Genomic DNA, 19,786 nt, shown 5'->3' with positions numbered 1-19,786 from the left:
GATGATGACCGAGTTCGTCGAGACCGCCGTCGTCGGAGGGGGCCAGCAAGGGTGCTCGGTCGCGGGCTCACTTGCCCGGCTCGGCTACCGGGCGGTGGTCTTCGAGCGGGGGGAGATCGGCCAGGCCTGGGCGAAGGAGCGCTGGGAGAGCCTGCGCGTCAACACGCCCAACCGGACCGTCACCTTCCCCGGCATGCCCTACGACGGCGACGACCCCGAGGGGTACATGCCGGCCCGCGAGGTCGCCTCGCGACTGCGGCGCTACGTGGCCGAGGCGGGGATCGACGTGCGCGAGCACTCGCCCGTACGGTCGGTCGAGGCACCCGTCGACGTCTCCGCCCACCCCGACGCACGCTTCCGGCTCCACCTGGAGAACGGCCAGAGCGTCGAGGCCCGCAACGTCGTCGCCGCCCTCGGCGGCTACTCCTCGCCGCGCCTGCCCGAGCTGACCGCCCGCATCGACCCGTCCATCACCCAACTGCACACGCGCTACTACCGCGACCCGCAGTCCCTGCCGCCCGGCGCGGTGCTCGTGGTGGGCTCGGGCAACAGCGGCCAGCAGATCGCCGAGGACCTGAGCGACGCCGGCCGACAGGTGTACCTGGCCGTTGGCCGGCACAAAACCTCGCCGCGCCGCTATCGGGGTGCCCAGGTCCTGGACTGGCTGCAACTGCTGCCGCTGGAGGGCAATTTGGAGTCCGCGTCCGGCGGGCAGGGCGACTCGCCGGTCTTGCCGGGCGTGTCGGTGCTCAGTGGCAAGGCCGGCGGCCGCGACCTCAGCCTCGGTGTGCTGGCCCGCAAGGGTGTCACTCTCGTCGGCACCGTCCGCGGTGTGCGGGGCGGCAGCCTGCTGCTCGAGAACAACGTGCGCGCGATCGCGCGGGACGCGGCCCGCGCCGAGAGTGAACTCCTCAGGGCCATCGACACCGCGATAGAGCGGCACGGCCTGGTCGTGCCCGAGCCCACGCCCCTGCCCTCCTTCGACCCCTCACAGTTCGCGGACTACGGGGACACACTGGACCTGGCCGCCCAGGACATCACGACGATCGTCTGGGCCACGGGATTCGTGCCCGACTACGGCATTCTGCCCCGTAGCGCCCTCAACGAGAGCGGCATGCCGGTGCATCACGCGGGGGCCGGCACCCTGCCGGGGCTGTACTACGCGGGCCTGCCCGAGGGCGGCTCGGTGATGCCGCTGCTCATCGCCTCCACTCGGATCCAGGCCGAGCGGGTCGCCCGCGGCATCCATCTGGACAACACGCTGCGCCACCGCTCGCCGGCGGCGCTCGGCCGGCTCTGGGGCTGACCACCCGCCGGTTTCGGCAACACCAGTACGACGCAAGCAGCGGCGCCCGGCGGCTCCTCCCGCCGGGCGCCGCTGCGTCGACTCCGCCCCGATCGTGCTGCGTCCCCCGCCCTGCTGCGCGCCTGTCTCGCCCTGCCTCGTCGTTGGTGTGTCGTGTGCTGTCGGCCGAGCCCTGCGTCCCCACCACGTCGGTGGCCGTGCCGGACAGGACCGGTGAACGGCGCCGGCCGGGATCTGATCCCGGCCGGTGACATGGCAGCGCCGCCGACGCTGCCCCAGGTACTCGAGGCGGACGCCGGCGGCGCGGTGTAGTGCGGGCAGGTCAGGCCGGGCGGGGGACGACCTCCAGGCCCAGGGGGCCGTTGATGATGAAGGACTCCACGCGTGCGGGCTGCCGGCCGGGGTGCGCCAGGGCGAGATCCGGCAGCCGGCTGAAGAGCGTGCTCAGGGCGACGTCCGCTTCGAGGCGGGCGAGGTGCGCGCCGAGGCAGAAGTGCGGTCCGTGACCGAACGCGAGATGTTCCTTGCTGGACCGGGTGGGGTCGAAGCGCTCCGGGCACTGCGGGTGCAGCTCCGGGTCGCGTCCGGCGGCGGCGAAGGCGACGGTGATCGCATCGCCTTTGCGGATGACGACGCCTTCACCCAGGTCGATGTCCTCCAGGGCGCAGCGCATCGGTATGTGCATGATCGGTCCCTCGAGGCGCAGCGTCTCCTCGATGACGTCCTGCCAGCCGATGCTCCCCTCCTGGATCCGGGTGAGGGTCTCGGGGTGGTTGAGCACGGCCTGGACGGCGCTGGTGATGAGGTTGACGGTGGTCTCGTACCCGGCGCCGATCATGAGGAACAGGGTGCCGAGCAGCACGTCCTGCGACATCGGCTCCTGGCCGGGGTCGGAAGGCAGCAGCAGGTCGCTGGTCAGGTCGGCGGCCGGGTGCTCCTGCTTGTACCGCAGTAGTTCGCCGAGGTGCTCGTACAGGTTGTTGTTGGCGGCCAGCGCCTCCTTCGGTCCGAGCGAGGAGTTCAGCACTGCGTCGATCCCTGTGCCGATCTTGGTGCGCAGGTGGTCGGGGACGCCGAAGAGGTCGCAGATGACGGTGATGGTCAGCGGCAGAGCCAGGGTCTGGCGGATGTCGGCGACCGATCCCGGGGGTAGTGCGGCCAGCGCGTCGATCAGACGGTCGGCGGTCGTCTGGACCTGCGGGCGCATGCGCTCGACCTGCCGCGGTGAGAACGTGGGGGCGACGCGGCGCCGGGACCTGCGGTGCTCGTCGCCGTAGAAGTTGAAGAAGCTCTGCTGCAGGGCGAGGGCGGCGAGCGGCCAGCCGTCGGGCATGTGGTCCAGGTCGGGCCAGTGCCGGCGTATGTCGCGCGAGACGCGCGGGTCGTTGGTCAGCGACTGGATGACGCTGTGCCGGGTGACCGCCCAGGCGCGGACGGGTCCCGGAAGTTCCACGAGCACGGCCGGTGCTTCGCGCAGCGAGGTGGCCTCGGCGTGCATCGCCCGGCCGGTGGGATCGAGAACGGGGCAACTGGTGGTGGACAGGGATGGCATGGGGGATTTCCTCACTGGAGATCGAACGGGGAGGTGCGCCGGTGCCTCTCAGCTCCTGGCGGTGGCGGTGGCGACGTCGGCGGGCGCGGCCACCGCCAGTGCGGTGGCGGGGTGTTGCACGGGTGAGTCGGCGGGGCGCTCTCGCAGGAACAGCGATGCCACCAGGCCGATCACGCCGGCCGCCGTCATGTACAGGGCGATGGGCGTCCAGCTGTGGTACTTGCTGAGCAGGGAGGTGGCGATGAGCGGGCTGACGGCGCCGCCGAGCAGGCCGCCCACGTTGTAGCTGATGGACATTCCGGAATACCGCAGGACCGTGGGGAAAAGCAGCGGAAAGAGCGCCCCTTGGACGCCGTAGTTCGCGGCGAACCCGGCGAAGAGCAGCAGGAAGCCGAGTGCCATCAGCGGGAAGGACTTGCTGTCGAGCAGCGGGAACCAGGCGAACGGGGCCGCCGTCATGGCGACGATGCCGCCGATGAATACCGACTTGCGGTTGAACCGGTCGCCCAGCCAGCCGAAGAACGGCATGGCGAGGATCAGGAAGGCGCAGGATCCGACGAGCAGCATCAGCATGGCGGACTGGCTCACGCCGATGCTGGCACCGTATTTGAGCGAGAAGACCGACCCGAGGTAGAACACCAGGAACAGGGGAAGCGCCGACAGCGACGCGCACAGGGTGACCAGGCCGTACCGCGACAGGACGTCGAACGCCGGGATGGTCCTGACCGCGCCCTCGGCCTTCGACCGCTGGAACTCGGGGGTTTCCGCGAGCCGCAGTCGGACGTGGAGCGCGACGCCCACGAGTACGGCACTGAAGAGGAACGGCAGTCGCCATCCCCAGGCCAGCACCTGACGTTCCGGAAGCAGGGTGGTGAGGAGGAGGACGCCGTTGGCCAGCAGTAGTCCCCAGGCGTTGCCGGTGCCGACGATGGCGGTGAGGAGGCCCCGCCTGTTCGGCTGGGCGCTCTCCAGTGCCATCAGGAATCCACCGCTGGACTCCCCGCCGACTGAGCACCCCTGGATGAAGCGGAGGATCGTCAGCAGTATCGGGGCGGCGATGCCGATCGTCTTGTAGGTGGGCAGCAGGCCGATCAGGACTGTCGCGCCACCCATCACGATAAGCGTGGTGACCAGTGTCGCCTTGCGGCCGATCCGATCGCCGCAGTGCCCGAAGACAAAGGCGCCGAGCGGTCTGCCCACAAAGGCAACCGCGAACGTTGTCAGAGACAGCAGGGTGCCGGTGGTGGGGTCGAACGAAGGAAAGAACAGCTTGTTGAAGTAGAGGGATGAAAAAGAACCGTAGATGAGGAATTCGTAGAATTCGATGCTGTTCCCGATGAGGCTGCTCAGCACGGCTCTTCTGCGCTGGCCCCTGCTTATGATGACGGAATTCACTTCGGCTCCGAGGATGGTTGGCCGGTGGATCCGGCTGGGCGGGCGAGCTGTGCCGCGTGGGAGGTCCGCCAGGGGCAGAGCCCGCTCGCCGAGGTGAATTGAAGCGGCAGACCAAGGGCTGTCCCGTGTTCCCCGGCGGGCGCACGACGACAGCCACGGCACCTCGCCGCGCTGATCCACGAGGAGTTGCGGGACAGCCCTTTAGAAGTCGTCTCATTTGGCAAGTCGGCGGTAGCAAATGAGGGCGCAGGCGATGGCCGTGAAGGCCAGGAAGTGTTCCGCCTTGCGCTCGTAGCGGCGATGGAGGCGCCGGCATCCGGCGAGCCAGGCCATGGTGCGCTCTATTTTCCAACGGTGGCGGCCCAGTCGTTGCGAGGTCTCGATGCCCTTGCGTGCGATGCGATGGGTGATGCCCCGCTCACGTAACCATCGGCGCAGGTAGTCGTAGTCATAGCCCTTGTCGGCGTGGAGTTTGGCGGGCTTGCGCCGACGGGGACCACGGCGGGAGCGGATCGGCGGGATCCCCCGCACGAGCGGCTGAAGGGCCTGACTGTCGTGGAGGTTGGCGCCCGAGATGCCGACGGAGACGGGCAGACCGGTCCGCTCGGTGATCAGGTGGATTTTCGAGCCCTTCTTGCCCCGATCTACAGGATTCGGACCTGTCAGGTCCCCCCTTTCAGGGCCCGCATGTTCACCGAGTCAATCGCACACCGCGACCAGTCCAGGTCTCCACGCGCGCCGAGCTCGTCGAGCACCAGGCGGTGCAGCCTGGCCCAGACCCGGGCCCGGCTCCACTCGCTGAACCGGCGGTGCGCGGTCGGCCCCGACGGGCCGAACGACGGAGGCAACTGCTTCCACGTACACCCTGACGTGGCCACGAACACAATCGCGGCCAGCACCTCTCGATTCCCGTACCGCCGACGGCCACCACCCTGGGGCCGCGTCGGAGCGGGTGGCACCACCCGCTCGAACAGCTCCCACAGCTCATCCGGCACCAGACGCTCCACGATGTCCACGACCGCAGACTATCGAACACGCCAAATGAGATGTCTTCTTAGTTCTGGAAGTCCTCCTCCCACCATTCCTGCGCTGACCGCGATGCCCGCTGCGCCTCACGCTTGCGCAGCTCGGCGCGCTGGGTCTTGCCGGAGACGGTGGTCTTGGGCAGATCGGCGAACTCGATGCGGCGGATGCGCTTGTAGGGCGCGAGGTGTTCGCGGGCGTGCGCGAGGATGTGCCGTGCGATCTGGGCTTCCGGCAGGTAGCCGGCGGCGAGCGTCACGTACGCCTTGGGCACGGCCAGGCGCAGTGGTTCGGGCGAGGGCACCACGGCGGCGTCCTGGACGGCCGGGTGCTGCAACAGCACGCTCTCCAGCTCGAAGGGGGATATCCGATAGTCGGATGCCTTGAAGACGTCGTCGCCGCGTCCCAGGAAGGTGAAGCGGCCGTCGGTGTCACGGGTGGCGAAGTCGCCGGTGTGGTAGTAGCCGTCGCGCATGCTGCGTGCGGTCGCCTCGGCGTCGCCCAGGTACCCGACCATCAGGCCGAGCGGACGGGCAGCCAGCGGCAGGCAGATCTCGCCCTCCGCGGCGTCGCCCTGGATGGGTGCGCCGGTGTGCGGATCCAGCAGCGTCACCTCGTAGCCCGGCATCGCCCAGCCCAGTGTCCCGTCGCCGTTCGGCATCCCCGGCGGATTCCCGATCGAGGCGGTGGTCTCGGTCTGTCCGTAGCCGTCCCGTACGGTGATGCCCCATGCCTCGCGGACTCGGCGCACCACCTCCCAGTCCAACGGCTCCCCGGCGGCCACCGCCTCGCGCAGCGACATCGGCAACCGCGTGAGGTCCTCCCTCAGCAGGCTCCGCCAGACGGTGGCCGGCGCGCAGAAGGAGGTCACCGCGCAGCGCGACATCATCTCCAGCAGCGGGCGGGCGGCGAACCTCGGCTGGTTGACGACCATGACCGTCGCCTCTGCGTTCCAGGGGGAGAACAGGTTGCTCCAGGCCCATTTCCCCCAACCGGGCGAGGAGATGTTGAGGTGCACGTCGCCGGGGCGCAGGCCGAGCCAGTACATGGTGGACAGGTGGCCGACCGGGTAGCTGACGCTCGTGTGCCCGACCATCTTGGGGAGGGAAGTCGTGCCCGAAGTGAAGTAGATGAGCGACAGGTCCTCGGGCCCGGTCCGCACGGCCTCCCGGAGCGGGTCGGCGGCATAGGCCTGCTGGTAGTCCCGCCAGCCCGGCACCGGGGGCCCGACGGCGATGCGTGTCCATCCGCCGTTCAGCTCCTCCAGCTTGGGGGTGAGGTCGGTCTCGGCGATGACGTGTGCCACCCCACCGCGTTCCAGCCGATCGGCCAGGTCGGCGGGCGTGAGCTGGACGGCCGTGGGGATCACCGTGCAGCCCAGCCGGAACGCGGCCAGCACGGACTCCCACAGTTCCACCCGGTTGCCGAGCATCAGCAAGATGCGGTCCCCGCGCCGTACGCCGGCCGACCGCAGCCATTGGGCGACCCGCTGGGAGCGCTCAGCCAGCTCGGCGAAGCTCAGTGCGGTGTCGGCGACGAGCGCACCCTGCTTGTCCAGGTCGACCACGCGCAGCGCGGTGGCGTGGTTCCCTTCTGCGATGGCGTCGAACCAGTCCGCGACCCAGTTGAATGTCTCCCCGATCACGGGCCTGGGAAAGGCCCGGGCGCGCGGGAGGTCCCCGTAGGAGGACAGCAGGTGGTCGCGGGCGCGTCGAAACTCCTCGGTCGCTGTACGCATGGTGGTTACCTCCCGGTGAAGTCTGCGTGGCCCGGGCCGTCAGCGATGAACCGCTGCATGCCGGCCGTTCGATCCGCGGTGCCGAACAGCCCGGCGAACGCCGTCTGTTCGATCGCCAGTCCGGCGGCCAGGTCGGTAGCCAGGCCCCGGTCGATGGCGGTCTTCGCGGCGTGCAGGGCCAGTGCCGGGCCTGCCTCGAAGCGCCGCGCCCATTGCAGTGCGCTGTCCAGCACCTGGTCGGTGGGCTTGACGAGGTCCACCAGGCCAAGTTCCAGTGCCTCGGCCGCACTGACCTGGCGCCCGGTGAAGATCAGCTCCTTGGCCCTGGCCGAGCCGATCAGCCTGGGCAGCCGCTGGGTGCCGCCCGCCCCGGGGATGACGCCAAGCAGGATCTCGGGGAGCCCGAGCCGCGCCTCGGTACCGCAGATGCGCACGTCGGCGGAGAGGGCCAGCTCGCAGCCGCCGCCGAGTGCGGGCCCGTTGATCGCGGCCACGACCGGCTTGGGGATGGCGGCGACCGCGTCGAAGGCCGCCTGGAGCACGGCCGCGTGCCGGACCATCTCGGCATGCGTCATCGCGGCCATTTCCTTGATGTCGGCCCCCGCCGAGAAGGCCCTGGGCCCGCCGTGCAGGACGACCGAGCGGACCTGGTCGTCGGCTGCGGCCTGCTCGGCGGCGCGGTGCAGCGCGACCTGCGCGGCACGGTCGAGCACGTTGAGCGGCGGTCGGCTGAGTCGGATGACGCCCACCGCTCCGTCGACGTCCAGCCGTACGACGGGGCGCTCCACCTCAGGGAGAGTCATGCCCACAACAGGCCTCCATTCACTTCCAGGACGTGGCCGTTGACGTAGCTGGACTCGGCGCCGGCCAGGAAGACCGCCGCGTCGGCGGCCTCGTCGGCATAGCCGGGCCGGCCGAGCGCCAGCCTGGTCTTGTAGCGCGACCAGACCCGGTCGTTGGCAGTGAGCTGCTGGCCCATCCCCTCGTCGAGGATTCCCGGGGCCAGGGAGTTGACCAGGATGCCGCGTGGGGCGAGCTCGATCGCGCTGACCCGGGTGAACATCTCCACCGCAGCCTTGGTGGCGCAGTACCCGGAGGCCCCGACGGCGACCCGGGTCGCCATGCTGGAAGAGACGTTGACGATCCGGCCGGCCGGGCTGCGCTCCAGGTAGGGGACGGCGGCCCTGGTGCAGAGGAAGACCCCGGTCAGGTTGGTGGCCACCATGTCCTGCCAGTCGTCGACCGCCAGCCGGTCCACCCGCCCGTCCCGGCTCACGCCGGCGTTGGCGACCAGGATGTCGAGACCGCCGAAGAGCTCGGTGGTCCGGGCCATCAGCGCCTTGACCGAGCCGTCGCTGGTGACGTCGACCGGGATGTAGGCGCTGCGGTCGGGCGCGAGGTCGAGGACCTCCTTGATGTCGTAGGGGTTGCGGGCGGCGCAGACCACCCGCGCCCCCTCCTGCAGGTAGCGTTCCGCGATCGCCCGGCCAAGGCCCCGAGAGCCCCCGGTTATCACGGCGGTCTTTCCTCTGAGCCTCATCGTGGTCCTCCTTGGTCGGAGTCGGTGAAGGGGAGGCCGGCGGAGCAGCCGGCTGTGCCGATCACATCGAAGAGCGAGCCGCAACCACGGCAGTCGTAAGGCACCTTGCACACCGCCCCGCCGAAGCGGCCGGCCCGCACGACGTCCTCCCCGCCGCAGTACGGACACCGGGGGGCGGCGCCCGCCACCTGGTATCCGGCCATGCGCAGGGCGTCCCGGCCGACCGGGGTCACCGCTGTCGGCTGCCACGCGCCGCGCTCCCACACGATCTCGCTCTCGTGTCCCGGGGCCGCGTCGGCGAGCGCTGACCGCACCCGCCGGGCGATCTCGCCGAGGGCGGGGCAGCCGAGCCGGGTGGGGGTCAGGTGGACCTGGATCCGGTCGCCGGCCAGCGACACCGAGCGCAGCACCCCGAGGTCGCGCAAGCTGACGTCGATCTCCGGATCGGATATGCCGGCGACCACGTCGGCGAGCTGATCGGCGTTCAATTGAACACCCCCGGGGTGTACTCGCGGCGGACCGCGCTGCCGCGGGCGAGGGAGTGGGCCAGTGCGTTCCCGCCCAGCCCCGCGGTCCGCGCCAGCGGGCGGTCCGGCAGCCGCGATCCGGGTCCGCCGTTGTCGCTGACCAGCGCGGCGAGACGCTCGTGCAGCGTGACGGCCAGAGCCGAATCGCCGGACAGCGTGTCGGTCGCAACCCCCTGCAGCCGGGCGCCGAACATGTCGGCGGCGCACTCGGTCACTTCGGCGTAGGCACGTGTGAACTCCGCCCGGGTCTCGGGCCAGGCGGTCAGCGCCCGCGCCCACCGCCGCCAGTGGTCCAGATGGACCAGCTGCTCACTGCGGATGGCGGTGATCGCGGGCAGCTGCGTGGCGCCGGGCTCGGCTCCTGCGGTCTGCTCGGCGAGTACGGTGACGGCCGCGGCGAAGACGAGGCCGCATGCCACGGTGGACGGCCAGTCGGTGAGCCGCTCGATGGCGCGCGAGACCTGCCACTGCGCCTGCTCCCGATCGAAGAACCGGGCGTCGACAGCGGCCTGGTCGAAGCCGTACCGCATCAGGATCGTCCCTGCATGCGCCAGCGCTTCCTGTCCGATCGAGCCGACCGCCAGCGCCTCCTCCAGGTCGATGTAGTCGCAGATGCGGTCGCCCAACCGGTTGCCCAGGACGAACAGGTCGTCGGCAAGCGCCAGCCACAGGTCCCGGAGCCCGGGCTCGCCGACCCCCCGCGTATCGTCGCGGCGCTCGGACAGGCCGATGTCGCGGTCCTCCGGCGCGGGGGCGCCGGCAGGCAGGACAGAGCGGTCGCGGCGGCGTGTGGTGGGGAAGCCGGGTTGGCGGTGCGGCATCCGGGTCTTGGCGGCGAGGAGGTCACGATCCCCCGCGCTGGAGACGATCATGTCGGTGCGACGGACCACCCAGAGCTTGGCGAGGTCGTCGCGGCGCCCGTAGGTCTCCTTGGCCAGGTGCCAGGCGGCGTCCCGGCACGGCGAGACGAGGGAGCCGACATGGTTGAGCGCCGTGCTGGAGCCGCTCTGCGCGAACACCTCGTAGACGTCGGTGTCGGTCGGGACATGAGGCATCTACGCCACCCCCTTCAGCGCCCGCCGGTACCGCGCGTTGCGGTCCAGGGAGTCGCGCACCCAGTCCAGCCGCCGCTGCGATGACGGTCCGCCGTTTGCGATCAACTTCTTCACCTCGGCCCAGCCGGGCATCGCGAACTCCCACTCGCCCGAGGGCGCCTGACGGACCAGCGCGGGGTCCACGTGCACGCCCAGCTTCCGGAAGACCGGAATGATCTTGTTCAGCCAGGCCTGGCGCACCGCGTCGTTGCTGTCCGGCTTCAGGCCGACCTGCCACATGCGGTTGGCATGCAGGGTGTCGGTGTCGGGCGGCCCGAGGTAGACCAGGATGCGGGGCAGCCACAGCTCGAACGCCTCCTGCACCCGGCGGCGCTGCTCGGCGTCACCATGCGTCATGACCTCGTGGGTCAGATCCAGGGCGTGCTGGTAGTGGAAGGACTCCTCGCGCTCGACCTTGCGCAGCGCCCGGGCGTACGGCAGGTACACGCCCTTCGCCAGGGACTGGAACTGGCAGATCGCGGCCGAGTTCGTCAGGAGCAGCCCGGTGCCGAGCTCCTCCCAGGTGGCGAAGGAGAAGTGGAAGATGTTGTGCAGCCTGGTACGGCCCTCGAGGTAGTCGAGGAGGATCTGTTCGCGCGGCATGCCCAGGTCTTCGGCGACGCGCGCGACCGCATGCCCGTGGCCGACCTCGTCCTGGATCTTGGCCATGAGCATCTGGCGCCTGGTGTGGCTGGGTGCGCGGTCCAGCCACTCGACGTACTGCAGCACGCCCACCAGCTCGTTGAGCGCCTGTACGCTGGCGAACCGCCTGGCGCCCTCCCGTACCTCGTCAGGCATCGGATCCCACAGTTCGTAGCTGCGGTGCCCCGCCGCGGTTGCCGTCGGCATGTCTGTCCCCTTCCATGGTGTTTGCACGGTTTTCAGTAGGTGTCCGGCCGGCTCAGTACCAGCGGACGACCACGGCCCCCGCCGTCATACCGCCGCCCACTCCGGCCAGCACCAGGCGCTCGCCCCGCCGGAACGGCCGGAGTTCGTTCTCCGCGCGGAGGGTGAGCGGGATGGAGGCCGTGGCGGTGTTGCCGAACTGTGGTGCGGTCAGTGGCACCCGGTCGGGGGCGACGCCCAGTTCACGCGCGCACGCTTCCACCAGGCGGGTGTTGGCCTGGTGCAGGATGAAGCGGTCCACGTTCTCCAGCCGGACCCCGGCCGAGTCGAGCGCCTCGCCGACCACCTTGGGCAGCACGCCGAGCGCGTACTCGCGCACCTCGCGGCCCCGCATGCGGAACAGGTGCTCGCCGGCCTCCCGGCTGCGGGCATCCAGCGGCGTGCGGGTACCACCGGCGGGCACCTCTACCAGGTCGTGGTGCTCGCCGTGGGCGACCAGCCGCCAGCCCAGCACGCCGTACCCGTCGGGCACCGGACCGAGCAGCACCGCGCCGGCCCCGTCGCCGAAGAGGCTGACGGTGCGCCGGTCGGAGCGGTTCATCAGCGAGGAGTAGATGTCGGTGCCGACCACCAGGGCGTGGTCGCCGCCCTGCCCGGCCAGCCGCGCCGACAGCATCGAGTCGGCGACCGCCAGTGCGTAGAGGAAGCCGGAGCACACCGCATTGACGTCGAACGCGGGAACTTCGGTCAGGCCGAGCTTGTCCTGCAGGATCGCCCCGGTGGAGGGCTGCGGCTGGTCGGGGGTCGACGTGGCCACGATCATCACACCGAGCCGGGCCGCTGCCTCCGGCAGTGCGCCCAGCGCCTCGCGCGCGGCGTGCAGCGCCAGGTCGGAGGTGACGGTGCCGGGCTCCCGGTACCTGCGCTCCCGGATGCCGGTCCGCTCGACGATCCAGCTTTCTTCCGCGCCCGTCCACTCGGCGACCTGTGCGTTGTCGATGACCAGCGGTGGCACGTGGCCGCCGAGGCCGAGGAATCCGAAGCCCATCAGAGGTCCCTCGCCGTAGCGTGTTCCTGCGGTACCTGGACGACGGCGCAGGCCCAGGTCCAGGCCGCTCCACCGCCGATCACCAAGGCGATATCGCCCGGCTGGAGCGACGCGTGATCACGCAGGTCGGCCAGGTTCGCGAGGAAGTCCCCGCACCCCAGGTGGCCGGTGGCCGCGCCGAACCGCAGCGCCTCGGCCTTCAACACGTCGTCCAGTACCGGCGTGTAGATGGAGTCCAGCACGCTCACTCCGAGCCGCGGCAGCGCGATGTACTTGATCCGCGGGTCGTCGGGCTGCAGCCCCGCGTCGTGCACGCTGTCCACGATCACCTTGCGGATCAGCCGGCCGGCTATCTGACTGAACCGCTCCTTGCCGTGCTCCGCCATGTAGGACTTCTTGGGACGGCGCAGGTCGATGTACTCGTTGTGTGACAGGGGTGCGGGGCTGAAGTCGTCGCCGTGCCGGAGCATCAGCTCGAGACCGGCGTCGGTCGCGGTGGCCATGGACACGAGCGCGTAGTCGTCGGGTTCCGCGTCGCCGCGGTGAAGCAGCGCCGCCGTCCCCGCGTCGCCGTAGCCGAGGCCGTAGTCGCAGGCCCAACGGCGGAAACCGGGGGGTTCGAAGCGGTCGCCGGTGGTGACGAGCGCGGCGCCGAGGTGGCGGTCGGCGGTCAGGTGCATCGCGGCCAGCTGGAGGGCGAGCGCGCCGCCGTTGCAGCCCTGCTGGACGCCGTAGGACTGGGCCTCGGGATTGCCCACCTCGTTCGCCACGAAGTGCGGTGGCGACCACATGTCATGCCCTTGGTGGTAGATCCAGGTGTGCAGCACGAGGCCCACCTTGGAGGGGCTCCAGCCCGCCCGGCTCATCGCGTCACGGGCGGCCGCTACCGCCATCTCGGGACCGGACCACTGGGTCGAGACCGGCAGCTGAGTGACTCCGATCTTGTCTGCGTCCGGGGCGTCCAGCTTGCCCGCCGCAATGGCGTCCTCGACGGTCTCGTGATCCGGTGGAAACCACGAGGTCGCGGTCTTGATCCGAAGGTCGTTTCCGAATTTCATCAGGTTCCTTCGAAAGCTTGGGATCTGTGGGGAGCGGTTCTCCGGCAGGTGAGCGGATGCCGGGCGGGGGCCGGCGTTTCGGGTGTGGCCGGGGGAGACGAGCACTTCGTGCCGGGCGTAGCGCGGCACGCGGTCGTCCACCAACGGGGAGCTGACACCGGCGCCCTGAGGTGGCTTCCCGACAGAGCTATATACCTTCGCGGAGGTATATAGCTCCGGCGGAGTGCGGTCCTGCGGCCTGTGCGGAGTCGCGTGCGCCGTGGGTGGCCTACCGGCTGCTGTGCAAATGCGGGACATCCCCAGTTGCACACCGGGAGTCATTTCTGGGCGACGTCAAATACCTTACCGAAGGTATGTTCTTTGAGCCATGGTCTCCGCCCGACGCGCGCTCGTCGCCCTGGTGGCGGGCGAGCGCGACCCCGACGTCTTCTCCCAATCGGCGCCGGGCACGCTGCGCGGGAAGATCCCGGTGCTCGACAAGGCGCCGGCCTGCTTCTTCAAGGTCAGGGTCATGCTCGAGGCGGTGGACCGGGCCACGGCCCGGATCGAGGGGCTGAGCGCGGAGATCGACCGGCGGCCTGCGCCCTACCGCCGCCGGATCGAGCCGTTGGTCCCCACCCCAGGGCCAGTGCTGTCTGCGGCCGAGGTGGTGCCGGCGGAGATCGGCCCGGACGTGAGCCGCTTCCCCGCCGCGGGCCACCTCGCCTCGTGGACCGGGATGTGCCGGGGCAACCACGAGTCCGTCGCAAGCAACGCCACGGCACCATCCGGCCCGGCGAGGTGTGACTCAAGGGCGCGCTGAGCATCGCCGCGATGTCCATCACCGGGCCACGGTTGTCGGCGTACTGCCTGTCGTGTCGCACTCCGCACGGGCTCACGTATCGCTTCCGGTGTACGCCACAGCCCCGCCGAACCAGGATGATCAAGAACGAGGGCTTTCAAGAGAGCGGTGGCACGTGGTCGCCGAGGCCGAGGAATCCGAAGCCCATCAGAGGTCCCTCGCCGTAGCGTGTTCCTGCGGTACCTGGACGACGGCGCAGGCCCAGGTCCAGGCCGCTCCACCGCCGATCACCAAGGCGATATCGCCCGGCTGGAGCGACGCGTGATCACGCAGGTCGGCCAGGTTGGCGAGGAAGTCCCCGCACCCCAGGTGGCCGGTGGCCGCGCCGAACCGCAGCGCCTCGGCCTTGAGCAGCTCATTGATCACCGGGCCGTATATGGAGTCAAGCAGGCTCGCCCCGAGCCGCGGCAGCGCGATGTACTTGATCCGCGGGTCGTCGGGCCGCAGTCCCGCGTCGTGCAGGCTGTCCGCGATCACCTTGCGGATATTCCGGCCGGCGACAGTCTCGAACTTCTTCTTGCCGTACTCCGCCAGATAGGACTTCTTGGGACGGCGCAGGTCGATGAAGCCGTCGTGCCACAAGGGCGCGGGGCTGAAGTCGTCGCCGTGCCGCATCATCAGCTCGAACTGGGCGTCGGTCGCGGTGGCCATGGACACGAGCGCGTAGTCGTCGGGTTCCGCGTCGCCGCGGTGAAGCAGCGCCGCCGTCCCCGCGTCACCGAAGCCGAGGCCGTAGTCGGAGGTCCAGCGGTCCATACCGGGGGGTTCGAAGCGGTCGCCGGTGGTGACGAGCGCGGCGCCGAGGTGGCGGTCGGCGGTCAGGTGCATCGCGGCCAGCTGGAGGGCGAGCGCGCCGCCGTTGCAGCCCTGCTGGACGCCGTAGGACTGGGCCTCGGGATTGCCCACCTCGTTCGCCACGAAGTGCGGTGGCGACCACATGTCATGCCCTTGGTGGTAGATCCAGGTGTGCAGCACGAGGCCCACCTTGGAGGGGCTCCAGCCCGCCCGGCTCATCGCGTCACGGGCGGCCGCTACCGCCATCTCGGGACCGGACCACTGGGTCGAGACCGGCAGCTGAGTGACTCCGATCTTGTCTGCGTCCGGGGCGTCCAGCTTGCCCGCCGCAATGGCGTCCTCGACGGTCTCGTGATCCGGTGGAAACCACGAGGTCGCGGTCTTGATCCGAAGGTCGTTTCCGAATTTCATCAGGTTCCTTCGAAAGCTTGGGATCTGTGGGGAGCGGTTCTCCGGCAGGTGAGCGGATGCCGGGCGGGGGCCGGCGTTTCGGGTGTGGCCGGGGGAGACGAGCACTTCGTGCCGGGCGTAGCGCGGCACGCGGTCGTCCACCAACGGGGAGCTGACACCGGCGCCCTGAGGTGGCTTCCCGACAGAGCTATATACCTTCGCGGAGGTATATAGCTCCGGCGGAGTGCGGTCCTGCGGCCTGTGCGGAGTCGCGTGCGCCGTGGGTGGCCTACCGGCTGCTGTGCAAATGCGGGACATCCCCAGTTGCACACCGGGAGTCATTTCTGGGCGACGTCAAATACCTTACCGAAGGTATGTTCTTTGAGCCATGGTCTCCGCCCGACGCGCGCTCGTCGCCCTGGTGGCGGGCGAGCGCGACCCCGACGTCTTCTCCCAATCGGCGCCGGGCACGCTGCGCGGGAAGATCCCGGTGCTCGACAAGGCGCCGGCCTGCTTCTTCAAGGTCAGGGTCATGCTCGAGGCGGTGGACCGGGCCACGGCCCGGATCGAGGGGCTGAGCGCGGAGATCGACCGGCGGCCTGCGCCCTACCGCCGCCGGATCGAGCCGTTGGTCCCCACCCCAGGGCCAGTGCTGTCTGCGGCCGAGGTGGTGCCGGCGGAGATCGGCCCGGACGTGAGCCGCTTCCCCGCCGCGGGCCACCTCGCCTCGTGGACCGGGATGTGCCGGGGCAACCACGAGTCCGTCGCAAGCAACGCCACGGCACCATCCGGCCCGGCGAGGTGTGACTCAAGGGCGCGCTGAGCATCGCCGCGATGTCCATCACCGGGCCACGGTTGTCGGCGTACTGCCTGTCGTGTCGCACTCCGCACGGGCTCACGTATCGCTTCCGGTGTACGCCACAGCCCCGCCGAACCAGGATGATCAAGAACGAGGGCTTTCAAGAGAGCGGTGGCACGTGGTCGCCGAGGCCGAGGAATCCGAAGCCCATCAGAGGTCCCTCGCCGTAGCGTGTTCCTGCGGTACCTGGACGACGGCGCAGGCCCAGGTCCAGGCCGCTCCACCGCCGATCACCAAGGCGATATCGCCCGGCTGGAGCGACGCGTGATCACGCAGGTCGGCCAGGTTGGCGAGGAAGTCCCCGCACCCCAGGTGGCCGGTGGCCGCGCCGAACCGCAGCGCCTCGGCCTTGAGCAGCTCATTGATCACCGGGCCGTATATGGAGTCAAGCAGGCTCGCCCCGAGCCGCGGCAGCGCGATGTACTTGATCCGCGGGTCGTCGGGCCGCAGTCCCGCGTCGTGCAGGCTGTCCGCGATCACCTTGCGGATATTCCGGCCGGCGACAGTCTCGAACTTCTTCTTGCCGTACTCCGCCAGATAGGACTTCTTGGGACGGCGCAGGTCGATGAAGCCGTCGTGCCACAAGGGCGCGGGGCTGAAGTCGTCGCCGTGCCGCATCATCAGCTCGAACTGGGCGTCGGTCGCGGTGGCCATGGACACGAGCGCGTAGTCGTCGGGTTCCGCGTCGCCGCGGTGAAGCAGCGCCGCCGTCCCCGCGTCACCGAAGCCGAGGCCGTAGTCGGAGGTCCAGCGGTCCATACCGGGGGGTTCGAAGCGGTCGCCGGTGGTGACGAGCGCGGCGCCGAGGTGGCGGTCGGCGGTCAGGTGCATCGCGGCCAGCTGGAGGGCGAGTGCACCGCCGTTGCAGCCCTGCTGGACGCCGTAGGACTGGGCCTCGGGATTGCCCACCTCGTTCGCCACGAAGTGCGGTGGCGACCACATGTCGTGCCCTTGGTGGTAGATCCAGGTGTGCAGCACGAGGCCCACCTTGGAGGGGCTCCAGCCCGCCCGGCTCATCGCGTCGCGGGCGGCCGTTACCGCCATCTCGGGAGCGGACAAGGTGGCCGAGACCGGCAGGTGGCTGACGCCGAGCCGCTCCGCGTCCGAGCCGGTCAGCTTCCCGGCCGCCACGGCGTCCTCGACATGCTCGCGGTCCGGTGGAAACCACGAGGTCACGGTCTTGATCCGAAGGTCGTTTCCGAATTTCATCAGGCTCCGATCGAAAGCACGGGATCCGTATGGAGTGCGGGTCTTTGGCCGGCGAGCGGGGGCCGGGTGAGTGCTCGGCAGTTCGTCCGGCCGGGAAGTGGGGCACGCCGTAGCAGGCGCAGTGCGGTACGCGGGTCGTCCACCACCGGGAGCGGCCACTGGCGCACTGAGCGACCTGGCCTACCGCCAGGATCACATACCTTCGCAGAGGTATGTGACTGTGGCGGAGTGCAGTGTCGAGCGACCACCGGGCCGTGCCGAGCCTGCAGGCACTGCGACTGCCGGCGCCGCCTTGTGCCGCGGGCGCCGCAGGGGAGTGTCGGCCGCTGTGTGGATGAGGACCGCCCTCGCCTGCACAAGGGCGCCGACGTGCACCGGGGGAGCAGGGGGTTGGCGGCCGCCGGAGCCGTCCGCGGCGCGTCGACGGGCCCGCCGTCCCTCTGTTCCTCGCCGAACAGCGCAAGCACCCGAGAGACACCACCTGGCAATGCACTTCCAGTGTCCGACCGGGACGGCATCCACGGGTCTGAACCGTGATCCGCGCAGGTCTTCCCCCACCGTCCACCTGTCGATGCACCGCGCCAACGGTCCCGCCCCATGCCGCCGTCTCAGGGTGGCGCGGCCGTCACGGCACCCCGGTGCTGCTGCGCCTCCCGGCGTACTTCGACGCGCGGTCTGTGTGATCGTCGAGGGGTGCCCGCTGCTTCGCACCGCCGTCGCCGTGGCGGAGTCTCAACTCCCTGACAGCTGTGTGAGGTTGACCCATCGTGTTTCCGTCCCAGATTTACATACCTTCGCGAAGGGATTATTCTGTGAGAGCCCGCCTCGGGCGGCCGCTGTCCCGCTCATCCCTATGGAAGAAGCCACACCATGGCCATCTCAGACGCCCGATCGCCACGGTGGGCCGGGTACACACTCGCCCTCCTGGCGTTCGTCCAGTTCATCGTCACCATCGACTTCAACATCGTCTATGTAGCGTTGCCGGACATCGGTCGCCAGCTCGGCTTCTCTGCCCAGGCGCTGCAGTGGGTCGTCAGCGCCTACGCGGTCGCGCTCGGCGGACTGCTGCTGTTCGGAGGTCGCGCGGTCGATCGGCTCGGCCCGCGCCGCATGCTGGTCATCGGCCTGGTGATCTACGCGCTCTCCTCGCTCACCGGCGGACTCGCGCAGAACGCCGGGCTGCTGGTGGCCGCCCGCGCGGCACAGGGCGTGGGCGGTGCGCTGCTCACGCCGGCGACGCTGATGCTCATCTTCACCACCTTCGCCGCGGGTTCGGAGCGCAATCGGGCCACTTCCGTGTGGGGCGCCATGGGCAGTGCGGGCCTGGCTGCCGGCTCGCTGCTCGGCGGGGTACTGACCAGCGCCTTCGGCTGGAGCTGGGTCTTCTTCGTGAACGTCCCGCTCGCGCTGGGCGCCGCCTTCGCCGCCACTCGGATCCTGCCCGCGGACCGCTCCTTCGATGGCGGTCGAAGCTTTGACGCAATCGGGGCTGTGGTCGCCACGATCGGTTCGACGCTGTTGGTGTTCGGTCTCGTGAGCGGCCCGGACAGGGGCTGGGGCTCGATCGAGGGTGCTGGCTCCCTGGCAGTCGGCGTGCTGCTGCTGGCAGTCTTCGTCCTCATCGAGAAGCGCTCCGCCGACCCCCTGGTACCGCTGAAGCTGTTCGGCCTGCGGGGCCTCACCGTCGCCATGCTGGCGTTGATCGTCTTCCAGGCCTCCGCGAGCGGCACGTACTACCTGCTCACCACCTACCTGCAGACGGTGCTCGACTACGCACCGCTCGCCGCAGGGCTGGCGTTCCTGCCACCGACCGTGGCCTGCATGGCGGTGTCGATGAAGCTCAACGCGCGGGTGCTGGGGTGGCTCGGCGTTCGGACGACGCTCTTCGGGGGCACGTTGCTCACCGCAGTCGGGCTGGCCGCGATCGTCGCCGGCATGTTCGCGCACGGCTCCTACTGGACGCTGCTGCCGGGGGTCGTGATCTGGGGCGCCGGTGGCGGCTTCGCCTTTCCGTCGCTCTACGTCGCCGTGGCGTCATCAGGGGCCGAGCCGGCCCAGCAGGGCGTCGCCTCGGCGCTCGCCTCCACATGCCGTCAGATCGGCGGCGCCCTCGGCCTCGCGGCCCTGGTCGCGGTGGCGAACTCCTCCGCCGGCCACAACCCTGGCCCTCACGCGCTGGTCGGCGGGCTCCGAATGGCAGGGTGGGTCGCCACTGTGGGGACGCTCGCCGGCGCCTTCATCGGACTCGGCCTGAAGAGGCAGCCTCGGCCGACCCCTGCGCTTGCTACTGCCCCGGCGGTGGAGGCGGATCTCTCGGAGGCCGCTCCGCGGGTCAGCTGACGCTGCATCAGCAAGAGGCGCGCTCGGGTGGGTCCGGTCGGCCGGAACGCAGACACCTCGGCGTCCGTACGACGCGGATGATCGTGGGCGAGCCCGGGCCTGCAGTCGGCCGCGCGCAGGGTCCTCGCCAGGGCCGACGCACGGTCGGCGAGCAGGTCGGCGACCGTCATCACACCGGCACGGCACCGGGGCGGCGTCGGGGCGTCCCGGCCCCGGCCGCCGTCC

The 19,786-nt window shown here is 70.1% G+C and carries 17 protein-coding genes; 4 read left to right on the top strand and 13 right to left on the bottom strand.

Going from position 1 to position 19,786, the window contains the following annotated elements; all coding sequences use genetic code 11:
- Position 1 precedes the first annotated feature (1 nt).
- Entirely contained in the window at positions 2-1,306 is a 1,305-nt protein-coding gene (locus tag QF037_RS02055; RefSeq protein ID WP_307021188.1) for a flavin-containing monooxygenase, read from the top strand.
- 322 nt (positions 1,307-1,628) lie between these two features.
- On the opposite strand, the gene QF037_RS02050 is transcribed toward QF037_RS02055, so the two are convergent.
- The 11 genes from QF037_RS02050 to QF037_RS02000 form a co-directional block, all read right to left on the bottom strand.
- Positions 1,629-2,858, bottom strand: coding sequence for a cytochrome P450 family protein (locus tag QF037_RS02050; RefSeq protein WP_307021186.1), 1,230 nt, complete (start codon positions 2,856-2,858; stop codon positions 1,629-1,631).
- Between the two features lie 48 nt (positions 2,859-2,906).
- Positions 2,907-4,433 (bottom strand): MFS transporter, encoded by a 1,527-nt coding sequence (locus QF037_RS02045; protein WP_307021184.1) that lies wholly within the window; start codon positions 4,431-4,433, stop codon positions 2,907-2,909.
- A 33-nt stretch (positions 4,434-4,466) separates the two neighbouring features.
- Positions 4,467-5,260, bottom strand: a protein-coding gene (locus QF037_RS02040; RefSeq protein WP_444972128.1) for an IS5 family transposase whose coding sequence is annotated in 2 segments (ribosomal slippage) — positions 4,467-4,925 and positions 4,928-5,260 — 792 coding nt in all. Because the reading frame shifts where the segments join, the coding sequence is not laid out codon by codon here.
- A gap of 47 nt (positions 5,261-5,307) precedes the next feature.
- Positions 5,308-7,014: an AMP-binding protein gene (locus QF037_RS02035; protein WP_307021182.1), complete on the bottom strand. Its 1,707-nt coding sequence runs from the start codon at positions 7,012-7,014 to the stop codon at positions 5,308-5,310.
- Positions 7,015-7,019: 5 nt separating this feature from the next.
- Positions 7,020-7,817, bottom strand: a complete 798-nt coding sequence (locus QF037_RS02030; protein ID WP_307021180.1) for an enoyl-CoA hydratase/isomerase family protein — start codon at positions 7,815-7,817, stop codon at positions 7,020-7,022.
- Positions 7,814-8,554, bottom strand: a complete 741-nt coding sequence (locus QF037_RS02025) for an SDR family NAD(P)-dependent oxidoreductase (RefSeq protein ID WP_307021178.1) — start codon at positions 8,552-8,554, stop codon at positions 7,814-7,816. The genes QF037_RS02030 and QF037_RS02025 overlap by 4 nt, the downstream gene beginning before the upstream one ends.
- A complete protein-coding gene (locus QF037_RS02020) occupies positions 8,551-9,042 on the bottom strand; it encodes an iron-sulfur cluster assembly protein (protein WP_307021176.1) in 492 nt (163 codons plus the stop codon). The genes QF037_RS02025 and QF037_RS02020 overlap by 4 nt, the downstream gene beginning before the upstream one ends.
- Positions 9,039-10,136, bottom strand: a complete 1,098-nt coding sequence (locus QF037_RS02015; RefSeq protein ID WP_307021174.1) for a Phenylacetic acid catabolic protein — start codon at positions 10,134-10,136, stop codon at positions 9,039-9,041. Before QF037_RS02015 ends, QF037_RS02020 begins: the two co-directional genes overlap by 4 nt.
- Positions 10,137-11,024: a Phenylacetic acid catabolic protein gene (locus QF037_RS02010; protein ID WP_266883322.1), complete on the bottom strand. Its 888-nt coding sequence runs from the start codon at positions 11,022-11,024 to the stop codon at positions 10,137-10,139.
- 52 nt (positions 11,025-11,076) lie between these two features.
- Complete coding sequence (locus QF037_RS02005; RefSeq protein WP_307021171.1) at positions 11,077-12,069, bottom strand: 3-oxoacyl-ACP synthase III family protein; 993 nt, start codon at positions 12,067-12,069, stop codon at positions 11,077-11,079.
- Entirely contained in the window at positions 12,069-13,127 is a 1,059-nt protein-coding gene (locus QF037_RS02000) for a ketoacyl-ACP synthase III family protein (protein ID WP_307021169.1), read from the bottom strand. Before QF037_RS02000 ends, QF037_RS02005 begins: the two co-directional genes overlap by 1 nt.
- A gap of 367 nt (positions 13,128-13,494) precedes the next feature.
- On the opposite strand from QF037_RS02000, the gene QF037_RS01995 reads away from it, so the two are divergent.
- On the top strand, positions 13,495-13,929 hold the full coding sequence (locus tag QF037_RS01995; protein ID WP_307021165.1) for a transposase: 435 nt from the start codon (positions 13,495-13,497) through the stop codon (positions 13,927-13,929).
- Positions 13,930-14,115: 186 nt separating this feature from the next.
- Here the strand turns inward: QF037_RS01995 and QF037_RS01990 are convergent, their stop codons facing one another.
- Entirely contained in the window at positions 14,116-15,174 is a 1,059-nt protein-coding gene (locus QF037_RS01990; protein WP_307021166.1) for a ketoacyl-ACP synthase III family protein, read from the bottom strand.
- Between the two features lie 367 nt (positions 15,175-15,541).
- Between QF037_RS01990 and QF037_RS01985 the strand changes: the two genes are divergently transcribed.
- Positions 15,542-15,976 (top strand): transposase, encoded by a 435-nt coding sequence (locus QF037_RS01985; RefSeq protein WP_307021165.1) that lies wholly within the window; start codon positions 15,542-15,544, stop codon positions 15,974-15,976.
- A 186-nt stretch (positions 15,977-16,162) separates the two neighbouring features.
- Here QF037_RS01985 and QF037_RS01980 read toward each other — a convergent pair whose 3' ends face one another.
- Positions 16,163-17,221 (bottom strand): ketoacyl-ACP synthase III family protein, encoded by a 1,059-nt coding sequence (locus QF037_RS01980; protein WP_307021163.1) that lies wholly within the window; start codon positions 17,219-17,221, stop codon positions 16,163-16,165.
- Between the two features lie 870 nt (positions 17,222-18,091).
- On the opposite strand from QF037_RS01980, the gene QF037_RS01975 reads away from it, so the two are divergent.
- The gene (locus tag QF037_RS01975; protein WP_307021161.1) at positions 18,092-19,561 is read left to right on the top strand and encodes an MFS transporter; all 1,470 of its coding nucleotides are present in this window, start codon (positions 18,092-18,094) and stop codon (positions 19,559-19,561) included.
- Positions 19,562-19,786 lie beyond the last annotated feature (225 nt).

Origin of the sequence: Streptomyces canus, from assembly GCF_030815415.1 — a bacterium.
GTDB classification, from domain to species: domain Bacteria; phylum Actinomycetota; class Actinomycetes; order Streptomycetales; family Streptomycetaceae; genus Streptomyces; species Streptomyces canus_F.
The sequence above is the reverse complement of the archived record's forward strand: the minus strand, read 5'-3'. Positions and strand labels throughout refer to the sequence as shown.

What these genes read in the sequence shown, in the direction of transcription:
- QF037_RS01995 (WP_307021165.1), top strand. Translation starts at nt 13,495, where the DNA reads ATGGTCTCCGCCCGACGCGCGCTCGTCGCCCTGGTGGCGGGCGAGCGC.
- QF037_RS02035 (WP_307021182.1), bottom strand. Translation starts at nt 7,014, where the DNA reads ATGCGTACAGCGACCGAGGAGTTTCGACGCGCCCGCGACCACCTGCTG.
- QF037_RS02055 (WP_307021188.1), top strand. Translation starts at nt 2, where the DNA reads ATGATGACCGAGTTCGTCGAGACCGCCGTCGTCGGAGGGGGCCAGCAA.
- QF037_RS01990 (WP_307021166.1), bottom strand. Translation starts at nt 15,174, where the DNA reads ATGAAATTCGGAAACGACCTTCGGATCAAGACCGCGACCTCGTGGTTT.
- QF037_RS02005 (WP_307021171.1), bottom strand. Translation starts at nt 12,069, where the DNA reads ATGGGCTTCGGATTCCTCGGCCTCGGCGGCCACGTGCCACCGCTGGTC.
- QF037_RS02050 (WP_307021186.1), bottom strand. Translation starts at nt 2,858, where the DNA reads ATGCCATCCCTGTCCACCACCAGTTGCCCCGTTCTCGATCCCACCGGC.
- QF037_RS02015 (WP_307021174.1), bottom strand. Translation starts at nt 10,136, where the DNA reads ATGCCTCATGTCCCGACCGACACCGACGTCTACGAGGTGTTCGCGCAG.
- QF037_RS02010 (WP_266883322.1), bottom strand. Translation starts at nt 11,024, where the DNA reads ATGCCGACGGCAACCGCGGCGGGGCACCGCAGCTACGAACTGTGGGAT.
- QF037_RS01980 (WP_307021163.1), bottom strand. Translation starts at nt 17,221, where the DNA reads ATGAAATTCGGAAACGACCTTCGGATCAAGACCGTGACCTCGTGGTTT.
- QF037_RS02030 (WP_307021180.1), bottom strand. Translation starts at nt 7,817, where the DNA reads ATGACTCTCCCTGAGGTGGAGCGCCCCGTCGTACGGCTGGACGTCGAC.
- QF037_RS02025 (WP_307021178.1), bottom strand. Translation starts at nt 8,554, where the DNA reads ATGAGGCTCAGAGGAAAGACCGCCGTGATAACCGGGGGCTCTCGGGGC.
- QF037_RS01975 (WP_307021161.1), top strand. Translation starts at nt 18,092, where the DNA reads ATGGCCATCTCAGACGCCCGATCGCCACGGTGGGCCGGGTACACACTC.
- QF037_RS01985 (WP_307021165.1), top strand. Translation starts at nt 15,542, where the DNA reads ATGGTCTCCGCCCGACGCGCGCTCGTCGCCCTGGTGGCGGGCGAGCGC.
- QF037_RS02000 (WP_307021169.1), bottom strand. Translation starts at nt 13,127, where the DNA reads ATGAAATTCGGAAACGACCTTCGGATCAAGACCGCGACCTCGTGGTTT.